14 protein-coding genes are annotated in these 25,109 nt (G+C 44.7%); 4 read left to right on the forward strand and 10 right to left on the reverse strand.

Going from position 1 to position 25,109, the window contains the following annotated elements:
- Window positions 1-464: 464 nt before the first annotated feature.
- A complete protein-coding gene (locus NKU06_RS01555) occupies window positions 465-962 on the reverse strand; it encodes a hypothetical protein (RefSeq protein WP_254729196.1) in 498 nt (165 codons plus the stop codon).
- A gap of 3 nt (window positions 963-965) precedes the next feature.
- On the reverse strand, window positions 966-10,769 hold the full coding sequence (locus NKU06_RS01560; RefSeq protein ID WP_254729198.1) for a hemagglutinin repeat-containing protein: 9,804 nt from the start codon (window positions 10,767-10,769) through the stop codon (window positions 966-968).
- A gap of 378 nt (window positions 10,770-11,147) precedes the next feature.
- Here NKU06_RS01560 and NKU06_RS01565 point away from each other — a divergent pair, with 378 nt between their 5' ends.
- Window positions 11,148-13,151 carry a ShlB/FhaC/HecB family hemolysin secretion/activation protein gene (locus NKU06_RS01565; RefSeq protein WP_254729200.1) on the forward strand — a complete coding sequence of 668 codons (2,004 nt, stop codon included), beginning with the start codon at window positions 11,148-11,150 and terminating at the stop codon, window positions 13,149-13,151.
- A 130-nt stretch (window positions 13,152-13,281) separates the two neighbouring features.
- Here NKU06_RS01565 and NKU06_RS01570 read toward each other — a convergent pair whose 3' ends face one another.
- Both NKU06_RS01570 and pepN read right to left on the reverse strand, forming a co-directional pair.
- The gene (locus NKU06_RS01570) at window positions 13,282-14,340 is read right to left on the reverse strand and encodes a ParA family protein (RefSeq protein ID WP_254729202.1); all 1,059 of its coding nucleotides are present in this window, start codon (window positions 14,338-14,340) and stop codon (window positions 13,282-13,284) included.
- Window positions 14,341-14,750: 410 nt separating this feature from the next.
- Entirely contained in the window at window positions 14,751-17,321 is a 2,571-nt protein-coding gene (gene pepN / locus NKU06_RS01575) for an aminopeptidase N (protein ID WP_254731843.1), read from the reverse strand.
- A 239-nt stretch (window positions 17,322-17,560) separates the two neighbouring features.
- Between pepN and pal the strand changes: the two genes are divergently transcribed.
- Window positions 17,561-18,085: a peptidoglycan-associated lipoprotein Pal gene (gene pal / locus NKU06_RS01580; RefSeq protein WP_253224061.1), complete on the forward strand. Its 525-nt coding sequence runs from the start codon at window positions 17,561-17,563 to the stop codon at window positions 18,083-18,085.
- A 113-nt stretch (window positions 18,086-18,198) separates the two neighbouring features.
- Window positions 18,199-18,768: a 4'-phosphopantetheinyl transferase superfamily protein gene (locus NKU06_RS01585; RefSeq protein WP_254731845.1), complete on the forward strand. Its 570-nt coding sequence runs from the start codon at window positions 18,199-18,201 to the stop codon at window positions 18,766-18,768.
- A gap of 62 nt (window positions 18,769-18,830) precedes the next feature.
- Here the strand turns inward: NKU06_RS01585 and NKU06_RS01590 are convergent, their stop codons facing one another.
- A complete protein-coding gene (locus NKU06_RS01590; RefSeq protein WP_254729516.1) occupies window positions 18,831-19,823 on the reverse strand; it encodes an IS110 family transposase in 993 nt (330 codons plus the stop codon).
- Window positions 19,824-20,124: 301 nt separating this feature from the next.
- Here NKU06_RS01590 and NKU06_RS01595 point away from each other — a divergent pair, with 301 nt between their 5' ends.
- Entirely contained in the window at window positions 20,125-20,778 is a 654-nt protein-coding gene (locus tag NKU06_RS01595) for an IS1595 family transposase (RefSeq protein WP_254728721.1), read from the forward strand.
- 174 nt (window positions 20,779-20,952) lie between these two features.
- Here NKU06_RS01595 and NKU06_RS01600 read toward each other — a convergent pair whose 3' ends face one another.
- The 5 genes from NKU06_RS01600 to NKU06_RS01620 form a co-directional block, all read right to left on the reverse strand.
- Entirely contained in the window at window positions 20,953-21,753 is an 801-nt protein-coding gene (locus tag NKU06_RS01600; protein WP_253224063.1) for a hypothetical protein, read from the reverse strand.
- A gap of 307 nt (window positions 21,754-22,060) precedes the next feature.
- On the reverse strand, window positions 22,061-22,819 hold the full coding sequence (locus tag NKU06_RS01605) for a hypothetical protein (RefSeq protein ID WP_254731847.1): 759 nt from the start codon (window positions 22,817-22,819) through the stop codon (window positions 22,061-22,063).
- Window positions 22,816-23,793, reverse strand: a complete 978-nt coding sequence (locus NKU06_RS01610; RefSeq protein ID WP_254731849.1) for a type II secretion system protein J — start codon at window positions 23,791-23,793, stop codon at window positions 22,816-22,818. Before NKU06_RS01610 ends, NKU06_RS01605 begins: the two co-directional genes overlap by 4 nt.
- Window positions 23,786-24,328, reverse strand: a complete 543-nt coding sequence (locus NKU06_RS01615) for a prepilin-type N-terminal cleavage/methylation domain-containing protein (protein ID WP_254731851.1) — start codon at window positions 24,326-24,328, stop codon at window positions 23,786-23,788. The genes NKU06_RS01610 and NKU06_RS01615 overlap by 8 nt, the downstream gene beginning before the upstream one ends.
- Window positions 24,325-25,095, reverse strand: a complete 771-nt coding sequence (locus tag NKU06_RS01620; protein WP_254731853.1) for a ComF family protein — start codon at window positions 25,093-25,095, stop codon at window positions 24,325-24,327. Before NKU06_RS01620 ends, NKU06_RS01615 begins: the two co-directional genes overlap by 4 nt.
- Window positions 25,096-25,109 lie beyond the last annotated feature (14 nt).

Raw genomic sequence — 25,109 nt, forward strand, 5'->3', positions numbered from 1 at the left:
AAGCCAGTGCTAACACCAAATTCAGAAATGACCCAAAGCAACCAGCAAAATATCAAAAACATAAGAACATCAAACAGACATCAGGCGATAAAAAACCACCATCAAAAAAAGATGGTGGCAGGATTGGGGATTGGTTGGGTTTATGTCTTAGCACAAACTACAGACCTTTGCTTTGCCAGTGTATGGGTGCGACATGTACTTTATGCTGGCACGTATGAGTATGTCTGTCATCGGCCATTGCATTAACTAGAATGTGGTATCCATCAGGGTGATGAGAGTTTAAAGTGGGCGGGTGTGCGCAGTGCGCCACTGAGATGGTTTAGATTGGTGGTGTGCCGTGTGCATCCTAGTGTACTGGGTCTATTGCACCACAACCAATGCCTTGTAAGGCTGCGTTGTTATGCATTATAATGTAAGTTGTTTTAATAAACCTATGTGTGGATTGCGCTGTTGTAAAGCCGTTTTTATGAGTTTTGTTGATTTTCTTCCAAAAAAATCAGCCATTCTCTACCTATTGTTTTAATCTGTTTTTGATACTGACCAAGCCCTATTAAGGCTTCATGCCTTTGCCAAATTACACAGCCTGATAAATCATCAGCAATAATATAAAAATTAAAGTTATAACAATTAGATAGAACATCCATTAAATCATCCGGATTGGAAAAGTGCAATATTTCATTATATTCCGAGGGCTCAAATAAAAAATATACTGGTTGACTAAAGGTGAGCCTTTCTAAAAAAAACGACCTGTTTTTGGAAATATAGGGTAGATGCACACCTATATGAGCATCAACCACATATTTCCACAGCTCATCCAAAAGATTTGCTCTTTTAAAAAATTTATTTAATATCAACTCAAAAAGATTTTTTTTATTCTCAGATGATAGCATTGAATATTGAGATATATTTTGCTCTAATAACACCTCAAAAAAATCTTCAACAAAATAAGGTTTATTACTCATAAATTACCTTCCTCTATTTACATCAACTTTATCTACAAAAATATGACCAACTGTATTGTTTTTTCCCGGAGTTTGCCACCCGATATGTGGAGAACCTGGAGTTCCTTGTGTGGTATGCCCTGCATCTATACTCACTTCAGCACCCCTATTTTTTCCTGATAAAACTCGATATTCTACTGGAAAGCTTTTACCATTTTTATCTTTTGCCCATTTTGTAACAGAAAACTCAGAGCGATTAACTCCTGTTTTTTGAAATGCCAAATCTAAAGCATCTTTTTGGGTTTTGCCTGTATTCCTAAAATCAATATCCACTCCATGTTTGAAAATATATCCATTTTTAAAAGCAGGGTCTGAATCTCTTTGACTGTGGTTAATGGGTTTGCTAGAATTGACATTCTTGCCACCATTACTAGCAACCGTGCCAGCACGCCCACTTCCAAATCTTCCGTTATCATGCACCATCCAACCAAATTGATTAGCCATTGAAGTATTTGGATTACTTCGAGCAATATTTGACCAAATGGATTCAGCCTCCTTATTTTCTTGCTCTATGTGTATCCAGTAGCCTGCGCCGCCTAATCTGTTGGGGTGAATTTGTGTTAATGTTTCATCAAGTGAGAAGTATTGTTGACGTAGCATTTCACATTGTGAGGCATTGTAGTTGGTAATGCAAACATTTTCAAGACTTGCTTGTTGTTTATCTGAAAGGGTCAGATACTTTTGAATAACTGTATTTTTACAAGTTTCATTAGTGCATTTAGCCAATTCACTTTCCCAGGAGGCAATTTGACTATGAAGTAGGTAATTCCACTGCGTCTGCCCAGCATTATTGGCAGTACTTGCAGTATCACCACCAATAGAAGCGCCAATACCTGCTGATAAGGCAAGCAAAGCAGAGTGTCGTGCTGTTTCATCAAAACCCTGTTCTTTTAGATACTCATCAATCTTTGGAATGGCGTAAGCAGTTGTACCTGCTGATGCCGCACCTTCGATAGTACCCGTGCCTATTGCACCCACAGCTGTATGTAAAGCCACACGGTAAATACCACCTTCGCCCCATTTGGCCGCTTCATCTAAGATTTGATTAATCTGTTCATCACTAAGATTTTCAGCATCATCAAGTTTAGAGAGTATGACAGCTTCTTGATAGCCGCTAAACTCCGCCACTCTTTGTGGAGCCTCTTTACCAAACTCAGTCGTAATATTCACCTGAGCCCCAAGCTCTGTTAACACTTGCTCTTTGTTAAAATCATTGGTGATGATTTCATTAAGCTCATGTTGAACTTCTTCTTGTTTGAAGCTCTCTGTGTTGATATGGCTAAGTCCAGCTTGGTCAGTGATGGCAGTGTGGGTGGTGGAAGTTTTATTGACTGGGTCTATTTTACCATAACCAATGCCTTGTAGGGCAGGTTTTGCTTTGCCATTTGGATTGCTGGTGTCTGCACCAATACCAATGCCAACACTGATGGCATCACCTTCATAATTTAGGTGATTTTGTATATCTTGGGTTTGGATACCTTGGGCAAACTGGGTTTGGTTTTTACCTGCATCGGTGATGAGATAGCCACCGGTGAACTTACCTTGCCCTTGTACAGACAGGGTAGATTGATTGGCTTTGATGCCTGATTGATGGGTGACTTGCGCATAATCGGCATCTACATCGGTTTTGCCACCATTGATGCTAAAGCTTTGGGGTTTGCCATCAAAGCCAACATCGGCACTAAATCCTGCTTGTTTTTGATCATGAGTGTATTGATAGGCGTCTTGACGGCTTTTGACAAGCAAATCACCGCCAACTGTACCAGTTAGGTGCTTGGTATTTAAATTAGCACCATCTAGGGTGAAATCACCACCAATGTCATTGACGGTTGTACCGCCGACAGTGACTTGGGTATTGGTGTGGGTGGTGGTAGTCTCACTGCTACTGCCTTTTGCTTTGTTGGCATTGACGGTAAAGCCTTGATTGGATTGACCGCTACCTATCTGAGAGCTGGCATAGACACCCGCACCCCAGCCTTTGCTGCTGTTTTGACTGTCTTGGGTGTCAGTTTGTGTTGAGGCTTGGTAGAGGACATCGCCTTCTACCGATTGGTAGAAGTTATTACCTACTGTGAGGTTGCTACCTGTGACGGTCAAATCTGAATCCGCACCTTTGCCTTTGAGGTTGACGATCAAATTATTTTGAGCCAAAAGGTTGGCAGCATCATTAGTTTCTTGATGGCTTGTGGTTTGGCTCTTGGTGCTTTGTGAGCCAATAGTGGCTTGAACTCGGATGGAGCCAAGGTTGCCACCCTTTAGGTCTTTGGCGAGCGTACGCACTTTAGAAGCTGCCGCTAAAGTACCAGCCAATTTAGCTTTGCGAGAGTCGGTGTCATTAACAGACTCTTTTAGGGTTTCTAGGCTTTGAACCTCGCTGACAAGACTGCTAGAGACGCTGGCAGTCACCCCTGTGGTTTTTTGGGCAAAGCGATGGCTATTATCACTGATGGCGTTTTGGCTTTGGATGGTGGCATCGGTTGCTTGGATATAGATATTGCCTGTATTGGTATCAGCACCATCTTTTTGGGCGATGACATCGCTATTGGTAATAACAAGGCTGTCATTACTTACTAGGCTAACATTACCTCCTGTAGTACCAATCAGCGAGCCTGTATAGGTGGTCTGCATGGCATCTGCTTGATTTTGGGTACGTTGCTTGCCCAATGTGACAGAAGTTGGCGAAGTGGCAAATAAGCCTTTTTTATCCACCTGTGAATATTCGTGCATACTTTGTGTATTAGTAGCACTAGCAATGGTCATATTACCACCCGAGGTCAGCAGAATATCTTTGTCGGCAAGTACATTGGTTGCCACAATCTGCATATCCCCACCTGATTTCATCAGCACAGTCTCACCATCCACCATGCTTTGAATACTGCTATTGCTATCCATCTGATAGGCAGTTTGGGTGGTCTTTTTGCTGACAAGTCCTTTGTCGGTGAATTTACTTGCAGTATCTAGGCTTTGGGTAGCACGGCCTTCAGTGATGCTGATATCGCCTGTGGCAATCAGTGCTGTGGTGCTGGTGGCATTTAGATGCGAGCCTTGGATGTTGATACCAGCTCCTTTGCCTGTTGTAGCTATCGTTAGATTGCCAGCACTGGTGATGGTTGAACCCACATCGGTGCTTTGGCTGTAGTTAAAGTAGTTATTCTCATCAGCAACAGCATTGATGTGATTGCTTGTGGTGAGGGTTGTGATGTTGATGCCGTTTTGGGCGGTGATTTGGGTATTACCGCCGCCATGGATATTGCTACCTTGGTTTAGGACATAGTTACCCGCTTGGACGCTAAGCGTGGTCAATGGGTTGCCATTGTCATCTGTTTGGTCTTTTAATCCATCGCCCACACGGATGGTGGCGATGCGTGTGATGGCGGTGTTGGATGAAGTGCTTTGCCCTTGTTTGTTGTGATGGGTAGTAGTTTGGCTTTGGCTGGTGATGTTATTGCCAGCACTTAGCGTCATGGCAGCATTGGCAGCAAGTGTTCCGCCTAAATTATTAATATCTTTGGCAGCAGTGATGGCAACAAACTCACCTTGGATACGATTGGTATTGGTGATGGTGTTGGCATCAATATTGACAGCGTTATGGGCAACAAGATTGCCATTGTTATCCAAATTGCCGGTCAGCTGTAAATCCATGTTTTTGGCGGAAATGGCACTATATCTACCATCAGGGGTGAGTGTGCCTGTCGCAATATTGGCAGAACGCAGATACAGCTTAGGCACTAAAGCATCTTGGGTTTTGGTGATGCTATTGCCATCTTTGTCTTTGGTGGTATAGGTAATGGACTGTTTAACCAGCCAAACGATGTCAGTGGTTAAGTTTGCCATCTGCTCGGCAGTTAAAGCTGTGCCAAGCGTGTAGCCGAAGGCTTTGGCTGCCGTGATGCCATTATCCATCAAGGTTTTATAGGCTTCTTCGTTACTGCTGTAATCGGTGTTGATGTGTCTGCCTGTCAGTAGATAGTACTGATCTTTAATACGCTGTTGTTCACCATAGCCATCAGATAGGCGTTTGTGGATGTGATTTGGGTCTGATTGTAATGCTTTTAGCATATAATCAGAGGATAGCCACTGCTTGTAATCGGTGAACGCAGGGTCGGTTTGAACCAGTGGCAGATTGGGGTCGTCAGCGTTGATGATGTATAAGGCTGAGCTTGGGATGGTCAGCTGTGATAAGTCGGCACTGATCACAGAGGCTTGTTTGGCATCAACGCTTTGGGACAATGCCTTGGTCAACTCTGATAAGATTGCTTCATCAACAGCTTGCCCTTGTTCTTTGTCAGCAAGTAGCTTTGATAGCTGTTGCTGGGCATCAAGGGATAAGGCAGCTTGATTGGCTTTTAGGGCAGCAAGCACCGTCTCCACATCACCACTGGCTAGAGCTGATTGGTCAATTGTCATGACCGATGGGGTTTTGTTGATGGTGGCGTTTAAGATGGGGAGCTCATACGTCGCTAGTGGTGCAAAGGATTGTGTAAATGCACCACTACCAATATCCACACGCTTGTGTCTGCGACCTCCCAAACCTGATGGTTCAACCGTACGACTGACATATCGACCATTTTCAGTGACTTTGGTTTTTTCACCATACAAGCCATTGTCAGGTGTTTGAATGACAGTATCACCAATCACTGCAAAGCCTGCGCCTGCATTCATTTGGCTTTTATCATTAATCAGGGTATCGCCATGTATGACAAGATTTTGTCCTGCGACCATACGAGCAGGGTCAGAGGTGAGTGTCTTGTCTTCATAGACAACAAAGTCCACGGTGATTTCGTCAATCTCCTCGCCAACACGCTGGTAGCTTCCGTTTGCTTGCTTAACGTATAAAGCGCCAGTCGGCGCGCCTTTACGGCTGGTTGGTCCTAAATACGCTTCATCGGTGGTATAAATGTTTAGGGCTAAATCAACATCGCTTTTATTTTGGTTAAATTGGCGGTTATACTCCCTGATAGCCAGCTCTAACGCTTCAATGGCAGCGGCATTATCCTCTTCCCATTTTAACAAAGGACCCATGACTTTGGTGTAATTCGCCAACTCTTTGTTGTACTGGGTACACGCTTGATTGTTTGTACCTGCCAACGCACAACTTTCAGCGGTTTCATTCTCTGGTAGATCAGGCTCATCCAATAAATCCTTGGCTTTGATGTTTGGAATAGGCTCTTTGGGTGCATCAATCTTAAAGTATGACCAAATTGTAGAGTTATTGTCATAATTGACAATACACTCACTACCTTCAGGGCAGTCAAATAAACCCGCCATAGGCTTGTTACCCAAATCAGCAACATCAGTGCTTTTTATGACGGTTGGAGCACTTCCTGATTGCTCGCGATTGCGATAGAGTGTTTGTCCATAAACGGATTCTGCTTCCACCTTAACTGTATGCTTTTTAAAGTCAGCATTGGTGTTTAGCAAGGTTTTGGTGTCAACCTGCATCTGTCCTGCTGATTCAATCGTCGCACCTTTATTGACCACTGTCTGTGCTTTGCCTGTGGCATGATGATTGTCGTCTAGACTGCCGCCAATGTGCAGACTGCCAAGACTTGTGATTAAAGCTTGATTGTCGAAATCTTCGTTGAATTTGCCTGCTCTGTCAGGGTTAGGGTTATTGTTTAAGGTGTTAACACCAATGTCCAGACGCTGCCTTGCAGCAATCACAGGGGCGGTGTGATGGTCGTTTTCTTGATTGGTTTGTTGATCGGCAGCTTTTGCTGGCGTATTATTCAGCGTCTCAGCCTGTATCGCAAGCTGTGTGCCATAGATACGACCACCAGCCAAGTTGTTGATGGTGTTTGCGGCTTTAACGATAGTCGTATCACCATTAATTAAGCCTTGGTTTGTGATGTTTGTTTGGCTATGTAGCGTGGTGTTGCTACTTGTAATGGTGGCATCTTGGTGGTTGTGGATGCTGGCTGCTGTAAGCGTTAGGCTGTCTGTTGCCCCAAAGCTGTGCTGATTGCTAAAGCTACCTTGAGTGGTGAATGTCAGCGTATCAGCAGTTAAGGTATCATCACTGGTATGTGTATAATCCTTAGTTTGGCTAATCGTCAACTCTTTAGCGGTGATAACCCCACCATTTTGTAAAGACTCAGTATGGATATCTACGGTTTTAGCCGTCAGATTACCTGCTTGATTGCTCAAAACGCCTTGGGTGTTGTTAATGCGGATGTTTTGTGCAGCCAAGCTTGTGGCATTATGATGAGTGATATCCCCTTGAGAGTTATAGCTGATGCTGTCTGCTTCATTGTGTGAGTCAGTCAAATCAAGCGTGCCAGCAGTGGCACTAAAACGATTGCCCGCCAAGGCTTTGCCATGATGGCTGAGGCGTCCTTGGCTGTGTAGCGTTAAATCCGTACCTGCATACAGACCACCTGTCGCACGGTTGTTTAGTGCATCCTTAGCATGCATACTGGTTGCTTCTTGACTGCTGATGCTACCGCTATTGTTGATGGTATTAGCATCTACAGTTAAGGCTTTGGTGCTGATTTGTCCTGTATTATCCAACGTGTTGGCACTGATGGACAAAGCGCCTAGTGTGGCGATGGTGGGTGTGGCGATGGTGGCGGTTTGCGTATCGGCATTGGCATCAACATTGCTCTTGCCATTACCATTGCTATTGCCATTGGTGTTACTTAAATTGCCAGTTAATGTAATACGGCTTTGTGCTGTTTCATCAGTGGCAAATACGCTGCCTTGTTGGTTGTTAAACGCTTTGGCATCAATAGTAAAGCCGCTTGCTTGAATGATGCCTTGGTGGTTATTGATGTCCTCTTGAGTGCTTAAAGACTGATTGGCGGTGCTAAGTAGCTTGCCTTGATGGTTATTGATACTTTGAGCACTGATTGCTAAAGCATCTGCTTGAATGATGCCTTGGCTGTTATTAATATCTGTGGCCACCGTAAGACTTTGATTGCCAGTGCTAAGTAGCTTGCCTTGATGGTTGCCTAGATGCTGCGTACTCACAGTAAGCATACTGCCTGTATGAGTAATACTGCCTTGCTGGTTATTTAAAGCGGCTGTACCTGTATTGATGTCAAATACCTGGCTGTTACTGCTGATATTGCCTTGACTGTTGTCCAGACCTTGATTGAAGCTTAATGTCAGTGCCTGTGTACCGCTATGGCTGATATTGCCTTGATGGTTGATGAGTTTACTGCCATCGATCATTAGTTGTGTGGCGGACAATTGCCCTTGAGTGTTATTGAGCTGACCAGGTGTGCTGATATGTAGTGTATCAGCAGCAATGGCGGTAGCATTGGTGGTATTGACATCCGTTTGGCTATTTAGGTTGATATTCACCGCTTCACTATGGCTATCGCTTAAGTCAAGCATGTTACCTGTCATCACCATCGCTTGGGTGGCAATGTGTGTGCCTGTGCTGACTAGATTGCCTGTGCTTTGGATGCTAAGATTGGCAGGTTGTCCTAATTTGCCTGCACGGTCCATGCCAGCAATGATGCTACCGGCATGAGTGATGGTGTGGGCACTGATGGTGGTATCACCACCGCTGGCAATCAGTCCTGCTTGGGTGTTATCCAAGGTGCGTAAGGCAGTCAGTGTGGTGCTTTTACCCCCATAAACCTGACCGCTGTTTGTCAAATCTTGGCTATGGATGGCTAGGTGTTGATTGCCAAAGATATTGCCATCATGATTGCTTAATGCTGTCCCAACGCCCAATGTGGTATTAACTTGTGCAGAGATGACGCCTTTATCATTAGTTAACTTATCTTTGCTGGCAACAGATACATTGCCAGTACTCATGATCGTACCAGCCTGATTATTCACACCATCAGCACTGATGGTGGTATCACCACCACTTGTAATCACCCCTTGGGTATTATCAAGCACACCAACAGCAGATAACGCCACAGTACCAGTAGCAGATAATTGACCGCCCGTATTAATCATATCAGAACCACTGTCAATCACCATGCCATTTCTGGCAGTGATACTACCTTTGCTGTTGTCAAAGCGAGTTAATTGCCAGTTGATATCATCTAAGGCGATTTTACTGTCAGTATTGGCAAGGGTGTTGGTGTTTAGACTTTGTACATCAATCGATGCTTGCTTGGTGTTACTGGTTTGATTGGCACTGATACCAATATCACCTGTGGCGGTGATGAGTGCTTGACTACCCGTGTTGTGAATACTGCTCGTGGCAGTGATATGACCGTGAGCATTTGGGACGGGTTTGGTTTGAGTGTTTGCACCAGAGTCGCTTAAAGCAGGTGGCTGTGAGTCTGTTCCCACATTACCTGTACTGCCTGCTGTATTATCTGCCAGCTCACTGCTAATACTGCCAGCACTTTGATCGCTACTTGGGGTGGAAGGTGCAGGTACGGTAGTTTGCCCATACAGGCTTTGACCGATAACCGCTTTATCAGTGTTGATCAGTGTATCGGTGGTGATATCAAGCTTGCCTGTACCAGTTTGGATAAGCTGACCGGTGTTATCAAGTTTATCCGTATGAACTTGCAAAACACCGCCATAAATACTGCCAAGGTTTTCAATCGCTTCTTTGGCTGCAATCTTGGCAGTTTGGGTGCTGTGAATGATGCCTGTGTTATTAAGACTTGCGGTATGGATGGCAATATCAGCTTGTTCACTTAATAGCGTGCCGTCGTTTTGAGCAGTGTTATCATGGGTGCCAATGGTGACAGCATCTTTGGCTAGGATTTTACCGGTATTAACAAGATTGCCTTGACTGTCCAAGGTGAGTGTACCTGTGCCAAGTGGTTGTCCCTTGCCAGTTGCTGTGATAACCCCTTGGTTATTCACCCCAAAGCCTTTGTCTGTGCCAATCAGATGGATTTTACCTGCATACATCCCACCAAGATTTGAGATGTCCAATGCCAAGGTTGGCGTAGCGCCTTGTTGCTCCTTATTGGTGGTTTGATTGGCAGATGATGCACTGGTTTGTTTATTGATGGCAGTTAATTGTGTGAAATCGCCATCTTGAAGATGGACACTGTTTTCACCTAGAATAACATCAAGTTGTTTGCCCGCATAAATCTCATCATTGATTTGGGCGGTCTTGGCAATGAGTGCGGCATAATCGGTGCCTTGTAGGTTTAATTTGCCATGAGCGGCAATATGACCTGTGCCAACTTCATAACCTGTTACTTGCCCTTGATTAACTTGGCTGTTTGCTGCTGCCAGATGGACATTGCCGGCATTAATAAACCCAGCCCCATTGACCACCAAGCCTGATGGGTTTGCGATAATCACATCCGCCTTTTTACCTGCTACTTCAATAAAGCCATTCAAATGACTTGGGTTATTAGAATTAACTTGGTTTAAGATGGTAGAAGCTTCCCCACGAGCCATATAGGGGTTAGCTGCCACAAAGCCTGCGATTTGGGTGCCTACTGCTTTACGGTTGTTATTTAATACAGCGCCTGTACTACCCACATCAAACTGGCTGTAATGGTTATTGGATAAGCCACGAGCATTGGGCGTTGCAATATTAACAGACACAACACCACTTGCGGTATTTAATACAATCGGCTGTAAGGCTTTATTGGCGGATTTATCTGCAATGATGGTGGTGGGAGTGTTGGCATGGGCTGTCAAGCCTAGGCTAAGAAGAAGCGATAATGAAAGAGTTTTTAAGCCAAAGCCCAAACCCCATCCAGATGATGATGTTGTGCTACCACCCACGCTTGGGTTGTCAGATTTGCCTTGCGATCTTGTCTTTTCAGAAACCACCACAAGTCTTCCAAGACTTTTACTAAAGATCACACGATAACAAAAACGGTTCATGGCAAACCCCACCTTTTATTCCAAGTTTATATCCAATCTAACTCAATTTCATCCGCCAAATTGCCAATTTACAGCAACAAAGCAGAAAGATTATCAGGATATTAGCACAGATTATTTGTGATAACAAGAAGAAGTATATTACTTATTGTTAAGTGGTAGAATATGGCATTTTCGATGAAAGGTGGGATGGTGTAAAAAAAAGAATACATTGTATCCTATTGAAAATCATTAGGATTAATTTGGTGTACCATGTAACCAATCAATCAGCCTAAAAGCCCATATCCAATTTTATCATGATAAAAAACTACACAAATAGCACTTGCAATCATTGAGATGAATAGTTACAATCTAGTAACTTTAAACCATCAATGGATGACCATGACACGCTTTTGTTTAAAACCGTTAACCCTAACCACTTGGGTTGCTTTAGGAATCATATCACAAATCAATACCGCACAAGCGGCGGATGATTTCTTGAGTGCCAACACCACCAACCAAACCCTAATCCAAGCTCAAGATGCTCGTAATCAGGCATTGCTAGAGCAATTGGTGCCAAATCCAAGCGTGGTGGTGGATACAGTTTCCACTGATACCACCACCCAAATTCAAGAACAACCAACAGCAGATAACGCCATTTGCTTTGATATTCATAAGATTGGTTATTCGGTGTTATCCCAAGATGATATTGTCTTTGCAGACAAGCTTGGCTTTGCACTTGTGCCTGAAATCATGGGTAGCAGCAGTGTATTAGGCAGGTGTATGACAGTCGCTGACATCAATGCTATCGCCACTCGTGTGCAAAACCGCCTCATTGAACAAGGCTATGTCACCAGTCGTATTATGGTAGGTAATCAGAATTTGGCGGATGGGGAGCTAAGATTAACCTTAATCCCTGGTAAGATTGCTCAGGTGGTGGTGAATACAGCGGATAGTAAAGCACCTGTCTATGTTAAAAACACAGTCAAAGACACAGCCAACCAGTCTTATCCTACCATCACTCAGCCTGCTATCTTAGACACAGCACTCACCACACAACCAGGCAAGCTATTAAACATCCGTGATTTAGAAACCACGCTTGAGAATTTTAAGCGTGTGCCAAGTGCTGATGCTACTTTTAAGATTGCACCATCTGATGAGTTACAAGCGATTGGCAACAATAAACCTGCTGGTAACGGCATTGGCTTTAGCGATATTTTAATTGACTATACCCAACACCGCCGCATTCGTGGCAGTCTAAGTCTTGATGATTCAGGCTCTAAATCCACAGGGAAATATCAAGGGGTGGCGACACTGAGTGTGGATAATTTGGCAAATTTAAACGATTTGTTCTATCTTAGCTTTGGGCGAGATTTGGGCAATCAAATCAATGATTATAAAGACCATCCATCTGATAAGAGCAAAGGCTCTAAGAATTATGGCATTGGCTACGTTCTTCCAATGAAAAATAGTTTATTACAACTAACTGCCAATCGCTACACCTATCATCAAACCGTAGCAGGTAGTACCCAAGATTATATCTATGGCGGTAAATCCAGTGGGTACAACGCCAAGCTGTCTCATCTGGTACACAGAGATGCTCATAGCAAAAGCTATGTGTATGCTGGTGGTTATGTCAAATCCCAAGAAAGTGATATTGATGGTACAATCATTGATGTACAAACTCGTAAAACCGCAGGGTATTTATTTGGCATCAGCCATGAGACCACTTTTGGCAAACAAGCTAATCATAGCCTAAGCACTGATATTTCTTATAAGCGTGGTACCGCCGCTTTTAATGCCTTACCTTCACCAGAAGAGCTGTTTGATGAAGGCTCAGCCCGTGTTGGCATTTATCAACTAAACGCCAATCTAACAAGTAAATACAACCCAAGCATTAACAACAAACCAATACCCATCATTCATAGCACCACACTCAAAGCCCAATATGCCACCGACAGCCTCACCCCTGATTTAAAGATGGCCATTGGTGGCAGATACACCGTCAGAGGCTTTGATGGGGAGCGTTCATTATCTGCGGATAATGGTATCTTAGTAAGACAAGACATCAGCTTTTATCCAGGCTTTTTAAATCAGCAAAAAGCAAACAATCACAGCACCACAATCAATCAAAACAACATAAGAAACAGCCAATCAAACCATGCCATCTACCTAGGACTGGACGCAGGCTACATCACCAACCACGACAAAAGCCAAAATGAGCTACTACTTGGACAACATCTAGCAGGCGCTGCCATAGGTATCAAAGGGCAATACACACCAAATACAAATAACCCCTACCTAAGTTTTAACTACGACATCTTTACTTCAAAAGCAATCAGTGAGCCCACAGGTTTTTCCAACAAAGATTGGGTGAGTGGTGTAAGTTTGGGGATGAGTTTTTAGTAGAATGTTTATAAATATTTTGCAATCATAGCAATAATGCCAAATTGAAACTATTATCGGTTAAAGTAGCAGTCTCAATTTGGTGATTGAATGTAAGAGCACGAAGAATAGGGCTGAGAACTAGAGTTTGTTATTCAATACAACGAACCAATTGTTCAATGTTTGGCAGTTGAGCCTCCAACTGTGAGCGGTTAACAGTCACTTCTCGACCAAGAACTGAATTTTTTCCATCAGTTAGACGGCCGATAGGAATGCCCAATGAACCTGACACAACCGAAGCCGTGTTAGCATCCCTTACTTCATATTGGAACATCTTTTTAAAAGTGCTTTTAGAGTTTGGTGTGCCCGCTCCTGCTGGATGGATACAGAATAAGTTTGCATTTGTACTCCAAACATTGTAGATTTCACTACCAATTTCATCAACGACAGTTTGAAATGCTCTAGCAGAAGCCCTTGACATGGTGGTAAGTCGATTACCGATATACATGTATATTTGTGGCAAGGCCAACTTGTTTCTTTGAGCCTCTGTGTAGAAATATGAACTTACATCTCCTGCGTATCGATTAACACCATAGACCAGAGATAAAACCGATCGAACAGCCCTCTTGGAGGAGCCATCTGCAGAAAATGGAATTATTAGGCGATCTGCTGCAGATAACGCCAGCTCTGTGTAAATGGTAAAGCTTGGGTTGCAATCGATAAAAACAACACTCTCACCACCCCATGCTCTTTGAATATCAGAAATCAAGTCTCTGACCCACAAGTGTACCAGACGCCAAGCATCAATAACATTCGGCGCTTGGCAAGCATGCGAAATACCCGACGCCTGAATTTCCAATTCTTCGTCGCCAACTACCAAATAGACGTTTTTGGGAATATGTTGGTTAATTAAGGCCACCTGGTTAGCGTATTTACTGGCAGTATTAATCTGCTTATACGGACTAATCAATCGTTCAGAAATATAGCCTGAGATAGTGTTTTTATTGGACTGAGAATGTATCTTTTCTAATTCCATTTCACCTTTTTCAATGCCACCTAAAAGCATTGATGATGAGTTCGCTTGTGGACATAGGTCAATAACCAAAACCCTTTTCTTGGGATTTTGCTTTGCATACTCACAGGCTATTTGGAAAGTTAGGTAGCTTTTCCCAACACCGCCTTTATTATTCCAAATTGCATAAACAGACATAATAAATCTCCACCAATTCCTTCACTAATTATAACATATTTCAATAATATGCGCCATTATATAGTTATCCAATCTATTCTTGCTTAGGAATCGGCTTCTTAATAAATTATTATTGATTTATCTGATAAGCAAATGCGTTTGGTTTTATGTCTGCAAGGCAAACCAAAAACAAATCCCATTATTGCAAACCAAGCTCACATCCTGCTTTTAAGTATGGTTTAATGGTAGGCATATTGGATAGGCGACAATATGAAATGAGATTAAATAATTCAACCAACCGCCGCAGAAAAGAAAATTTGACACTTATATATAATCAACCCAGCATTGATTTAATAAGATTTAACCGTTTGTTATTTAGGCGAATATTTCTACCTAATTTTGAAAATAGCCTCTTTTTTATTCAAACCGCCTTACACAGTCAGCATATTACCCAAAAACTCAAGCACATTTTTGGACTTAGCCTGAGTTTGTAATGTGCTAAGTTTGGCTTTTACCATCGCTTTGGCATCATCGCCCAAGGTGTACCAACGCGCAAGCGCCGTCAATAGACGCGCTGCCATCAGTGGGTTTGAGCCATCCAAGCGCAGTACCGCCGACAGATACAGATCCACGCCTGCTTCGCTCCACAGCTGCACAGGTTTGGTTGCCAAGGCATTCAGCACCGCACGCACACGGTTTGGCGTGTTCCAATCAAAATCATCACGCGCCATCAATGCCGCGATCGCATCGACACTGGTATGGCTTGACATCGCCTGCGCAGTGAACCAAGTATCAATCACCAAATCTTCATCGCTAAATCGCGCATAAAAATCCGCCAACAGCTCATCACGGCGCGCTAAGTTATGATTCACCACTGCATTAAGCGCACCCATACGCTCACTCATGCATGATGCCGACTCGTACTGGGCATAAGCCTGGCTCTCGGCAGTTGTCACGCCTGCGGTCAGCAATAGGTCTAACAAGACATTTTTCAATAGACGGCGACCACGCGCATCAGGGCTATCGACATACGGCTCGCTTGGTAAGGCTTGATACCACGCCGCTGCCTTGTCTGCCAAGGCGTTAGCAATCAGGCTTTGTAGTTCATCACGGCGTGCCTTGACTGCGACTGGGTCATAATTAACATCATAAGCCATGGCAAGCTCTTTTTGGCTTGGAATGTCAAACAAGCGCGCCGCCAGCATCGGATCGGTATCATGCAGGCGAGACACCGCATTGTCAAGCGCGTTGATCAGAATGCTTGCGTCAGTACTTTCGCCAAACAGCCAACGATTGACCAAAGTCTGCACCGCTTGCCATTGGTTAAAGCCTTCGGTCTCAAATGCCACAAGGCGCGCCAAATCTTCATCCGTGTATTCAAAATCCACTTTCACAGGCGCAGAGAAATTACGCAGCACCGACACCACAGGGTGCGAACCTGCCTGCAATCCAATATCATCAAACACAAATTCTGCACTGTCTGTGGTCAATAGCAGCATCTGACTTGCCAGCATCTCACCGGTTTGACTGTCAAAAATCGCGGTATCCACAGGAATCGGCAGTGCGATTGGTGCGTCATAATTTGGCACATGGCGTGTCGCTTGGCTTAAATGCACCACCACTTTATCACCATCAACGCGCGCATGACCTGAGACTACAGGCGTACCAGGCTGGCGATACCATGGCAAAAAGTCCGCCACGCGCGCATCTGCTACCGACAGCGCCGATAGAAAATCTTCCACCGTCACCGCCATGCCATCATAACGGCGGAAATATTCATCCGTACCTTGGCGGAATTTTTCTTTACCCATCAAATTGGCAATCATGCGGACGATTTCTGCGCCTTTTTCGTAGATGGTCATGGTGTAGAAATTATTAATCTCCACAAAGCTCTCTGGACGCACAGGGTGTGCAAGCGTGCCTGCATCTTCGGCAAATTGCGCCGAACGCAGCATCGCCACATCATCGATGCGCTGCACTGCTTTTGAGCGAAAATCACCCGAGAAGCTTTGATCGCGAAACACGGTAAAGCCTTCTTTTAGGCACAGCTGAAACCAGTCGCGGCAAGTGACACGGTTACCCGTCCAGTTGTGGAAGTATTCATGCGCTATCACCGCTTTGACATTGAAGCTTTTTTCATCAGTGGTGGTCTCAGGGCTTGACAATACACAACTGGTATTAAAAATATTTAAGCCCTTATTCTCCATTGCACCCATGTTAAATTGCCCTGTGGCAACAATCATATAGCGGTCAAGGTCATAAGCGCGTCCGTAATTATCTTCATCCCACTTCATCGAATCTTTCAAGGCTTGCATGGCGACATGGCACTTATCAATGTCATGCGCATCGGCATAAATCTCAAGCAGCACATCGCGCCCTTCGATGGTGGTGTAACGATCGCTTAACACTTCCAAATTAGCAATCACCGCGGCGAACAGATAGCTTGGTTTTTTAGTTGGGTCGTGCCAAATGGTGTAGTGGCGATCATCACCAGCGTCGCCTTGTTCGATCAAGTTGCCATTGGCAAGCAAAGTCTTAAAACGCTTCGGTGCTTCAAGGCGCGTGGTGTATTCGGTCAAGACATCAGGGCGATCTGGAAAAAAGGTAATCTTACGAAAACCTTCAGGCTCACACTGTGTAACAAACATCAGCTCATCGCCCTGCCCCGACTGATACAAGCCTTCAAGCGTGGTGTTGGTCTGTGGCACGATATTTACCACCGTCTCGATTTCCACATCATCGGCGGCATGATGAATGGTAAGACTTTCTTCATCTAGTGTGTAGTCATCTTTTGATAACTGTAAGCCATTAACTTGAATGCTTTGCAGCTGCAAACTTCTGCCAAATAGCACAAGCTCCCCTGCATGGCGGCGCGTCATAACAAGCTTTGTTGCAACTTGTGCATGATCATCAAAAAGCTTGATGTCCAAATCCACTTTCGACACTTCATAAGCAGGTGGTGTGTAGTCTTTGAGATAAATTTTGGTTGGTTGGTTGCTCATTGTTTGTTCTCGAATTTGTAAAAATGATTTTGTAAAAATAACGCATCATAGTAACAAACTTTCACGATGAATAAAAGCACAGCCCGCTTTGGCACTCCGTATTTGCAAGTTTGTAACACAAAACGAAACAATCTGTAAAATCAATGCAAAAAGTTCTTGTAAAATTGTTATAAATTTGTCATTATAGTCACATCCATGCAACGATTTTGCATTATTACTATAATTAAAAAGGTGGTCTTATGTCACATCTTATCAAATTAACAAGTCTTGCTACCATCATCGCTTTGGCATTCACCACAGGCTGTGCCAGTCGCACCACCCCTGAAGTTGTGGTTGCACCAAATACCGCATCTGTTCCTGCAGGCTATACTGGCGCGATTTATAATCCAAATCAAGCTCTAGTCGCAAACTCTGATGCCATCAGACAAGCCGCAGCAAGCTTGCCAAGCCTTGTGCATTTTGATTTTGACTCTGATGTGATCAAGCCTGAAGCTGCTGCCATCTTAGATCAGCAAGTTGCCTTTTTGAACGCAAATGACACAGCGCGTGTACTGGTCGCAGGTCATACCGATGAGCGCGGTAGCCGTGAATATAATATGTCATTGGGCGAACGCCGTGCCGCTGCTGTGCGTAGCTATCTGCTTGCCAAAGGCGTGAAAGACACCAATGTCGAGATCGTAAGCTTCGGTGAAGAGCGCCCTGTTGCCGTCGGTTCAAATGAAGAAGCATGGTCACAAAACCGCCGCGCCGAGTTGGCTTACTAAGATTTAGTAAATTTACCGGAATAAAAAGCTCAAATCATTTTTGGGCTTTTTTCTTATCTATAACGCGATCATTTGCGATACGCCGATACAACGCTTGTGCTTGGTTTGCCATCATGTCACTTATCCAATCACCCCATTTTATTCATCTACCCAACCACATCATCGCTCATGCACTGATGACGACAGCAGATAAATCACAGCAGTCAGCAGCGGTGCGCGCTTTGCTTGTACGCACGATGGATGAATTTAGCATCGATGGCGCGCTTGATGACGCCCAATTTCCTTATCGGATTTTTCATGATAAGCCTACGCAGTTTGTTAGTTTTAGCCATTCAACCGATTGCGTCGCACTGATTATCGGTCAGACGCTTTGCGGTATTGATATAGAAAATCGCAGCATTAGCCCAAAAGTTGCCGCGCGTTTTTATCATGCTAATGAGCTAACACACTTATCAGCACTTGATGAAGGCACGCAAGCACGCGCGCGTAATCTGTTGTGGTCATTAAAAGAAGCAATGATCAAATATCATCAAGGCACGCTCACGCAGGGCATGGCTGCGGATTTTAGCTTATATATCATGCCCTTATTAGCCACTCAAGATGGCGCATTTTCCCTTGCCAATCATCTAACCGCTTATGTCAATCATCGGTTGAATCTTGTAGCGGTGATGGATGATGATTGACAATCTGCCAACTTTAAAATAATACAGCCGTAGATACCATCTCCCAACCCCAAAGTCAAACCCTAAATTGCCTGAATTTGTGGTTGGTAGGGTTTTTGGTGTTTAATGACACCAAAACAGATTTGTACAAGCTTACGCATGGCAGCACATAAAGCCTGCATCTTGCATTTGCCATTTTGTTGTAAGCGTTCGTACTGGTCTTTAATATCAGGATTGTATTGAGTAGCCACCACTGCTGCCATATACAATTTGGCACGAATGCTTGAATTGCCGGTTTTAGCCAGCCTTGACCTGCCCCTAAATAAGCCTGATTCTTGCTGCTTGGGAATCAGTCCTAAAAAGGCGGATACTTGCTTAGCATTATTAAATTGTTTGGTATTAAACAAAGCAAGCATTTGTCTTGAGATGACTTGTCCTACGCCTTTGATGCTTTGTAGTAACGCTTGATCGGCTTTGAGTTTGGGGTGGCGTTTGATGTGATTATCTATATCGTCATTTAATGCTTTGATGGCTTGTTTCAGATGGGCAATGACCGCATCAATGGAGTCTTTGACTGCCTTTGGTGTGTCAGTTGCCTCTGCTTTTTCTTTACGATTTTCTTCTCGTTGTAAGTCTTCATGTAACGCATCAAGACGAGACAGCAGAGATTTTAAATGACGAGCTTCATGACTTGGGGCAATCCAGATGTCGGGCTGTGTGGTTGCACCGTATTTGGCAAGGATGATACTGTCTTTTTTATCGGTCTTTTGTCTAACACCCAAGCTGTCAGCATAGTGTTTGACAAAAGCAGGATTAATAATACTCACCTGAAAGCCTAAGTCATATAAGTAATAGGCTAGGTTTTCATGATACACTCCTGTGGCTTCTAGGACGATGTGAATGTCGTTAAAACTGACATCAGAACCCAAATTGTCTGCTAGCCAGTCGCTAAGCCGTATAAAGTCTTCAAGTGTGTTGTCAAAGATTTTGGTTTTGACTTTCATGCTTGATAAGTCTTTGAGCCAAGCCACATCCAGTTTATGTTTACTGACATCAACACCGATGTAATAAGTCATTGCATCTATCCTTGTTCATTCAGCATCATTGATTGTATGACAATCAAGTGCTTGGATACCATTCAGATTTACGATGAAAAGGAAGTTACTTGGGTTTAATCTACAAAACAGCATCAAAGTACTTAGGGTGCGTAAAAACTCACAAGTAACTTAGGTTGATGGTATAATCTACCATGCTACCACCAAGATAGCTAGTCTTAGGTGGTAAGATACAAGGGTGCGTTGTACGCACCAATCCACTATAAATAATTGATTTAAAATAGGGGCTGTAGTAGATTAGCACTTATGCTATACTACAAACATGAAGATAACTCGTTGTAAATTAAGTAAAAAAGTTCAAATAAAACTGCTTGAATTTTTTGTTGCACAAGTTACTGCTAGAACAGCAAGTGATTTGCTTGGCATTCAGCACAATTCAGCAGCTTTATTTTACCGCAAAATCAGACTTGTGATAGAATATAATCTCAACCTTGAAGCTCACACTTTGTTTGATGGTGAAGTAGAGCTTGATGAAAGCTACTTCGGTGGCATTCGCAAAGGTAAGCGAGGTCGTGGCGCTGGTGGTAAAACAGCTGTATTTGGTCTTTTGAAGCGTAATGGCAAGGTTTATACTGTTGTGGTAAAAGATACCAAGCAAAGCACCTTAATGCCTATCATCTCAAGCAAAATCAAGCCAGATAGCATCGTTTACACAGATAGTTACAGAAGCTATAATGCTCTTGATGTGAGTGAGTTTAAACACTTTCGCATCAATCATTCCAAAGAGTTTGTCAAAGACCACAACCACATCAACGGCATTGAAAATTTCTGGTCTCAAGCTAAACGAGTACTTAGAAAATACAATGGCATTGACAAGAAAAACTTCCATCTTTTTATCAAAGAATGTGAGTTTAGATTTAACTACAGTACACCATCTAATCAGCTTAAAATATTGAGAAAATGGTGTGGGATTTAGACCTTATCTACTACAGCCCCTTAAAATAAATTATTTATAAAAAATCTTGAGAGGTTGGAATTTTGGCTCTCTTACTGGTGCATACAATGCACCCTACACGCCCAACTCCATTATTTTATACACAACAAAAAACAGCACCCAATCGGATGCTGTTTTTGCTTGTCAAGACAAGGCTTAGAAGCGGTAAGTTACACCAACTTTAGCGATTGGCGCCCAACGACCCCAGTTTTTGTCTTCGATGTCAGCAGATGCTTGGTTAGCTAGCTGAGACATAGTTTTGGTTGTACCATTGTCGCTGGTTACAACACTGTCTGGGTTGGTTGCAGTGATGTCTGCACGAGTGTCACCCATGTATGCAGCACCAACTTCACCGAATACGCCCCAGTTGTTGTTGATGGTTGGACGGAAGCCAACAGTCAAGTAAGGCGCGATTTGGTTGCGATGCTCAAGTTTACCTTTTAGCTCACCATTCTCTGCTGAGTTATAGTTATAAACTTCGCCACCAACTTTGAACGAACCTTTACCAGATGCTTTTACATCGATGTCGTTGTCAGGGATGATGATACCACCGTTTACAGTTAGCCAGTTTGACATTGGGCGAACTTGTACACCTACATATGGGTTGCTCATGTCGGTATCAACTGTGTAATCAACACCGCGTGCAGTGAAGTCATCGCCAACTAGGTCAGTAATGTCGCCGCCAGTCCAACCAGCAACGATAGAAGTGTTTTCGTTCGCTGCCCATGCGATGTTCGCGCCATAACCCAAAGTACCTGCTTCAACACTCACTGCAGCTGGTTTTACCGCAGTTTTTACTAGAGTGCGGCCACCGTCAAAGATTGCTGCGCCAGTATTTTTTACTGCATTTACAGTACCAGTTGCTACATTGCTTGCAGTGTCAGTAACGACATTTGCCATGGCTGAAGTTGATAGTACAGCAGCAGCTGCGATGGCAGTTAGTTTGATAGCTTTCATAATTTTTCTCCAAAAATGTGAAGTAGTCTTGTCTTGAAATGATGATCTATTTGCTTGTTTGTCATCATTGGTTACATTCTAGTTGATACCGATGGCGCTTGTCACCCCGAAAAATGCACTTTTTATATGTAGCTCTGTAAGTTATGACCGTGTTTTGTAGTATTTGTTGCCCAAATCTTAGTATGCAGAAAGGTAATTACATAAGTTTACACGCTGCAATTTATCATTTTTAATATCCAAGTATTAATCACTGATTTTCTTTGATAACTTTTGTTTATAATATTACAAAAATTCTTGAGAAATTTTGCTATTCTCGTGGCAGATTCACTTGATAAAAACGCAATTTTTTAATCGTAACAGTGGGCGCATTATCGTCTGCTTGGTTGTTAGGCGCGGCATTTTGATGATTGAGATCTGAAGCAGGATAATTTAACTCTTTGATTGTCATCAGCCATTCGGCAGCGACAGCGCGCACAAAGATCCCTGCCTGCTGATAACAGCGCATGGCTTGCTGTTGATGCATCGATGCTGTATTGCAAGTGCGCGCAGCGACATCAGCACGGTGCGCCACAGCAAAGGCAGTGATTAAGAAATATCGCGTGGTCTCTGCAGGTTCTACCGCTTCATCTGGCACTGATGACTCATTGGCGATGGCATAATGCGGCGCAGCGATGGGTCTGGCATAGGCGTACAGCTCGCGCACCGATGGCGACAGATCGCGCGACGCCCTGCAAGTCGGTACAGCGATCATATCCTGCACGCCTGTGGACTGACCATAGCTCGGAGTGCCGGTGGGTGTACATCGCCTTGTGACATGAATCACATCAGGCTGTGCGATGATCTGAGCCGCCCAAGTATGCAGCCATCCATCGTCGCTCGCCTGCCAAAGCGGGGTGAGCAAGGAGTCGGCTTGGGCGGATAATTGCTGATCATAAAATGCTGCGCCACTTGCCTGTGTATCACTGGCAGCTTGATTGAGCAGTAGCGCCGTCATCATACTGATGAATAACAACGCAACCAGTACGACAAGCAGCACAAAACCCTGCTGTGATTGAACCTTTATCATGGCGCGCCTACCTGCCCTATGCTTAGATCTGCAACATTGTCAAATCGCACATCACTGACAAATACCCTGCGCATCACGCCATCATCGAAGGTCAGCTCTTGCCCCATGATATTGATGGTATCACTTGCTGGCTGTTCATCAGCAAAAGGTGCGCGCGCCAATACCGCAAGCTTAGCACCGATGATCGGCAGCGGCTGTGTTAGGGCATGATAAGCATCGATCGGCATCAGCCGAAGCATGTCGCGATCTTGCACCAAAAGCCGCACCCACAAGCCTTCGACATCGCTTAATAACACCGCGCCATTTTCATGAAAGCCCTTAATCTGATAAGATCTGGATGCGCCATCGCGTGATGATACTTCGCGATCGATGATGGCATTGGTAAACGCAGCACCAAGCCCGCGGCGATCCCGTGTGCCATCACGCGCGATCTCATCGGTGATATAATGTGTGGCATCACAGCGCAGCGCCATCTTGCCATCGCCATCTAAGCCGATAAAATATCGCTCAATCACCACTTGCCCATCGACATCCGCCATCTTGCCATCGCTTAGGCGCACGCGTCTTGGCCCAAGTGCCATCTCCCCTTCACAATCCCACAGATCCATCGGCGCGATATAACGAATTGTCAGCTGATCAGCTTGATATACCGCTTGAGTGGGTACTGGCATCGTACGCGTCACCATGTCATCGGCGATGGATGCAGGCAAAACCTGCGCAGGAGATAAGATCAGCGCCTGAGTGCCAGATAAATCATTCAGTCCCAATCCTGCACGCTGCATAGATACTACAATATCATTCATCACCGCACTTTGGGCATCGATCATCGCTGCGGTGTTTTCGGCGGCGTTCATCGCCTTGATGCCACTGCCATACAGCATGACCGTCATCAGCACCACCATCGCTCCGATAGCCAAAGCGATACTCAGCTCAATCAGACTAAATCCGCCCTGCGCACGCATCTGACTACTCATCCCAACCCCGCACCAGTACACAGCCGCTCGACTGATATCGGCTCACGCTTTGTAACATGGTGCATTGATCAATCGGCACAACGCCTGATGCACCCCAGTACACCACCCAGCACTCTGCCGACTGACACGCTGCACTACTGATGATGATCCCTTGTACGCTTGCAAGCTGCGCTGTCTGAATTGCTTGTGCTTCACCATAGCGTGATGGACTGCAACCTGATCGGCAATCGATGTGGATCGCATGACTGGCTTTATAATAGCTGTCTATCGCCTGATCACCTTGGGCGCGCGCTGCCAACTGCGCAAGTGTACGCCGATAGCTTGTACGCATTTGCCGATCAAATCCACGCAGCAGCCTGTGATCATTATGGATCAGCTGTAGTGCATAGCCAAGCTTATCAGCACTGGCCGTGTTTACACTACTGCGCGCAAGCACGCCCAAAAATCCCATCATCACCATCGCCAAAATCACGAGTGCGACCAGTACTTCTAATAGACCAAAGCCTTGCTCTTCTTGTCCGCCCAAATACTTCATCGTGTATGCAACCCAAACTCTGCCGTGCCATGCGCAAGGCAAATGCCAAGTAGTCGCACTTGTGGCTGTACGCCTTTGATCAGTTCTGCCATCGCTGCAAGCGTTGCGCCCGTCGTCACCACATCATCAAAGATAATCACCTGCCGCGTCGGTACAGGTGCAGCCAAATAAAAACCCGCGCTCGGGTTCTGTAAGCGCGCTTGCCGATCCAGTCCGCGCTGATGCTGCTTGCCATCTTGTCTAAACACTCCTTGCCACAGCGGAATACCCCAATGCACCGCCAGATACTTTGCCAAAATCAGCACAGGGTTAAAGCCGCGTTCGCGCATTCGGCTCATCGTCGTCGGCACAGGCACGATCACGGTATTATCCGCTGTGCAGTGCAGCGGTTTGGGTAAAGTGCGTATCAAAGCAACCAATGCCACCAGTGCATCGATTCTCTCATGGTCTTTAAACTGAGTAATCAGTGCATTCATCGGATGTTGATAATAACTGAGTGCAAAGATGCGCAATGCGCCACCCGCTTCATTCAAGGCCACACTCACAGGCGGCAGCTGTGTCGGTATGGATGCTTGACACGCTTGGCAAATTAGCCCACGCACACTCAGCGACTGATGACACAATACACATGCACGCCGCCAAGCCGCCATCATCACCGCCAGCTGATACGGCGCAAAATAAATCCGCTTGGGCAAAATCGCCCCAGCGGATTGATGCGGATGAGCCGTGCGAGCGGATGGATGCGTCTTTTTGACAAAATATGGCATCATCACCCCTGATG

The sequence above is a fragment of the Moraxella sp. FZLJ2109 genome, from assembly GCF_024296965.1.
In the GTDB taxonomy this organism is placed as follows: Bacteria; Pseudomonadota; Gammaproteobacteria; order Pseudomonadales; family Moraxellaceae; genus Moraxella.

Bases quoted from the DNA above. Each gene is read 5' to 3' on its own strand.
- NKU06_RS01555 (WP_254729196.1), bottom strand. From the start codon at position 962: ATGAGTAATAAACCTTATTTTGTTGAAGATTTTTTTGAGGTGTTATTA.
- NKU06_RS01560 (WP_254729198.1), bottom strand. From the start codon at position 10,769: ATGAACCGTTTTTGTTATCGTGTGATCTTTAGTAAAAGTCTTGGAAGA.
- NKU06_RS01565 (WP_254729200.1), top strand. From the start codon at position 11,148: ATGACACGCTTTTGTTTAAAACCGTTAACCCTAACCACTTGGGTTGCT.
- NKU06_RS01570 (WP_254729202.1), bottom strand. From the start codon at position 14,340: ATGTCTGTTTATGCAATTTGGAATAATAAAGGCGGTGTTGGGAAAAGC.
- pepN (WP_254731843.1), bottom strand. From the start codon at position 17,321: ATGAGCAACCAACCAACCAAAATTTATCTCAAAGACTACACACCACCT.
- pal (WP_253224061.1), top strand. From the start codon at position 17,561: ATGTCACATCTTATCAAATTAACAAGTCTTGCTACCATCATCGCTTTG.
- NKU06_RS01585 (WP_254731845.1), top strand. From the start codon at position 18,199: ATGTCACTTATCCAATCACCCCATTTTATTCATCTACCCAACCACATC.
- NKU06_RS01590 (WP_254729516.1), bottom strand. From the start codon at position 19,823: ATGACTTATTACATCGGTGTTGATGTCAGTAAACATAAACTGGATGTG.
- NKU06_RS01595 (WP_254728721.1), top strand. From the start codon at position 20,125: ATGAAGATAACTCGTTGTAAATTAAGTAAAAAAGTTCAAATAAAACTG.
- NKU06_RS01600 (WP_253224063.1), bottom strand. From the start codon at position 21,753: ATGAAAGCTATCAAACTAACTGCCATCGCAGCTGCTGCTGTACTATCA.
- NKU06_RS01605 (WP_254731847.1), bottom strand. From the start codon at position 22,819: ATGATAAAGGTTCAATCACAGCAGGGTTTTGTGCTGCTTGTCGTACTG.
- NKU06_RS01610 (WP_254731849.1), bottom strand. From the start codon at position 23,793: ATGAGTAGTCAGATGCGTGCGCAGGGCGGATTTAGTCTGATTGAGCTG.
- NKU06_RS01615 (WP_254731851.1), bottom strand. From the start codon at position 24,328: ATGAAGTATTTGGGCGGACAAGAAGAGCAAGGCTTTGGTCTATTAGAA.
- NKU06_RS01620 (WP_254731853.1), bottom strand. From the start codon at position 25,095: ATGCCATATTTTGTCAAAAAGACGCATCCATCCGCTCGCACGGCTCAT.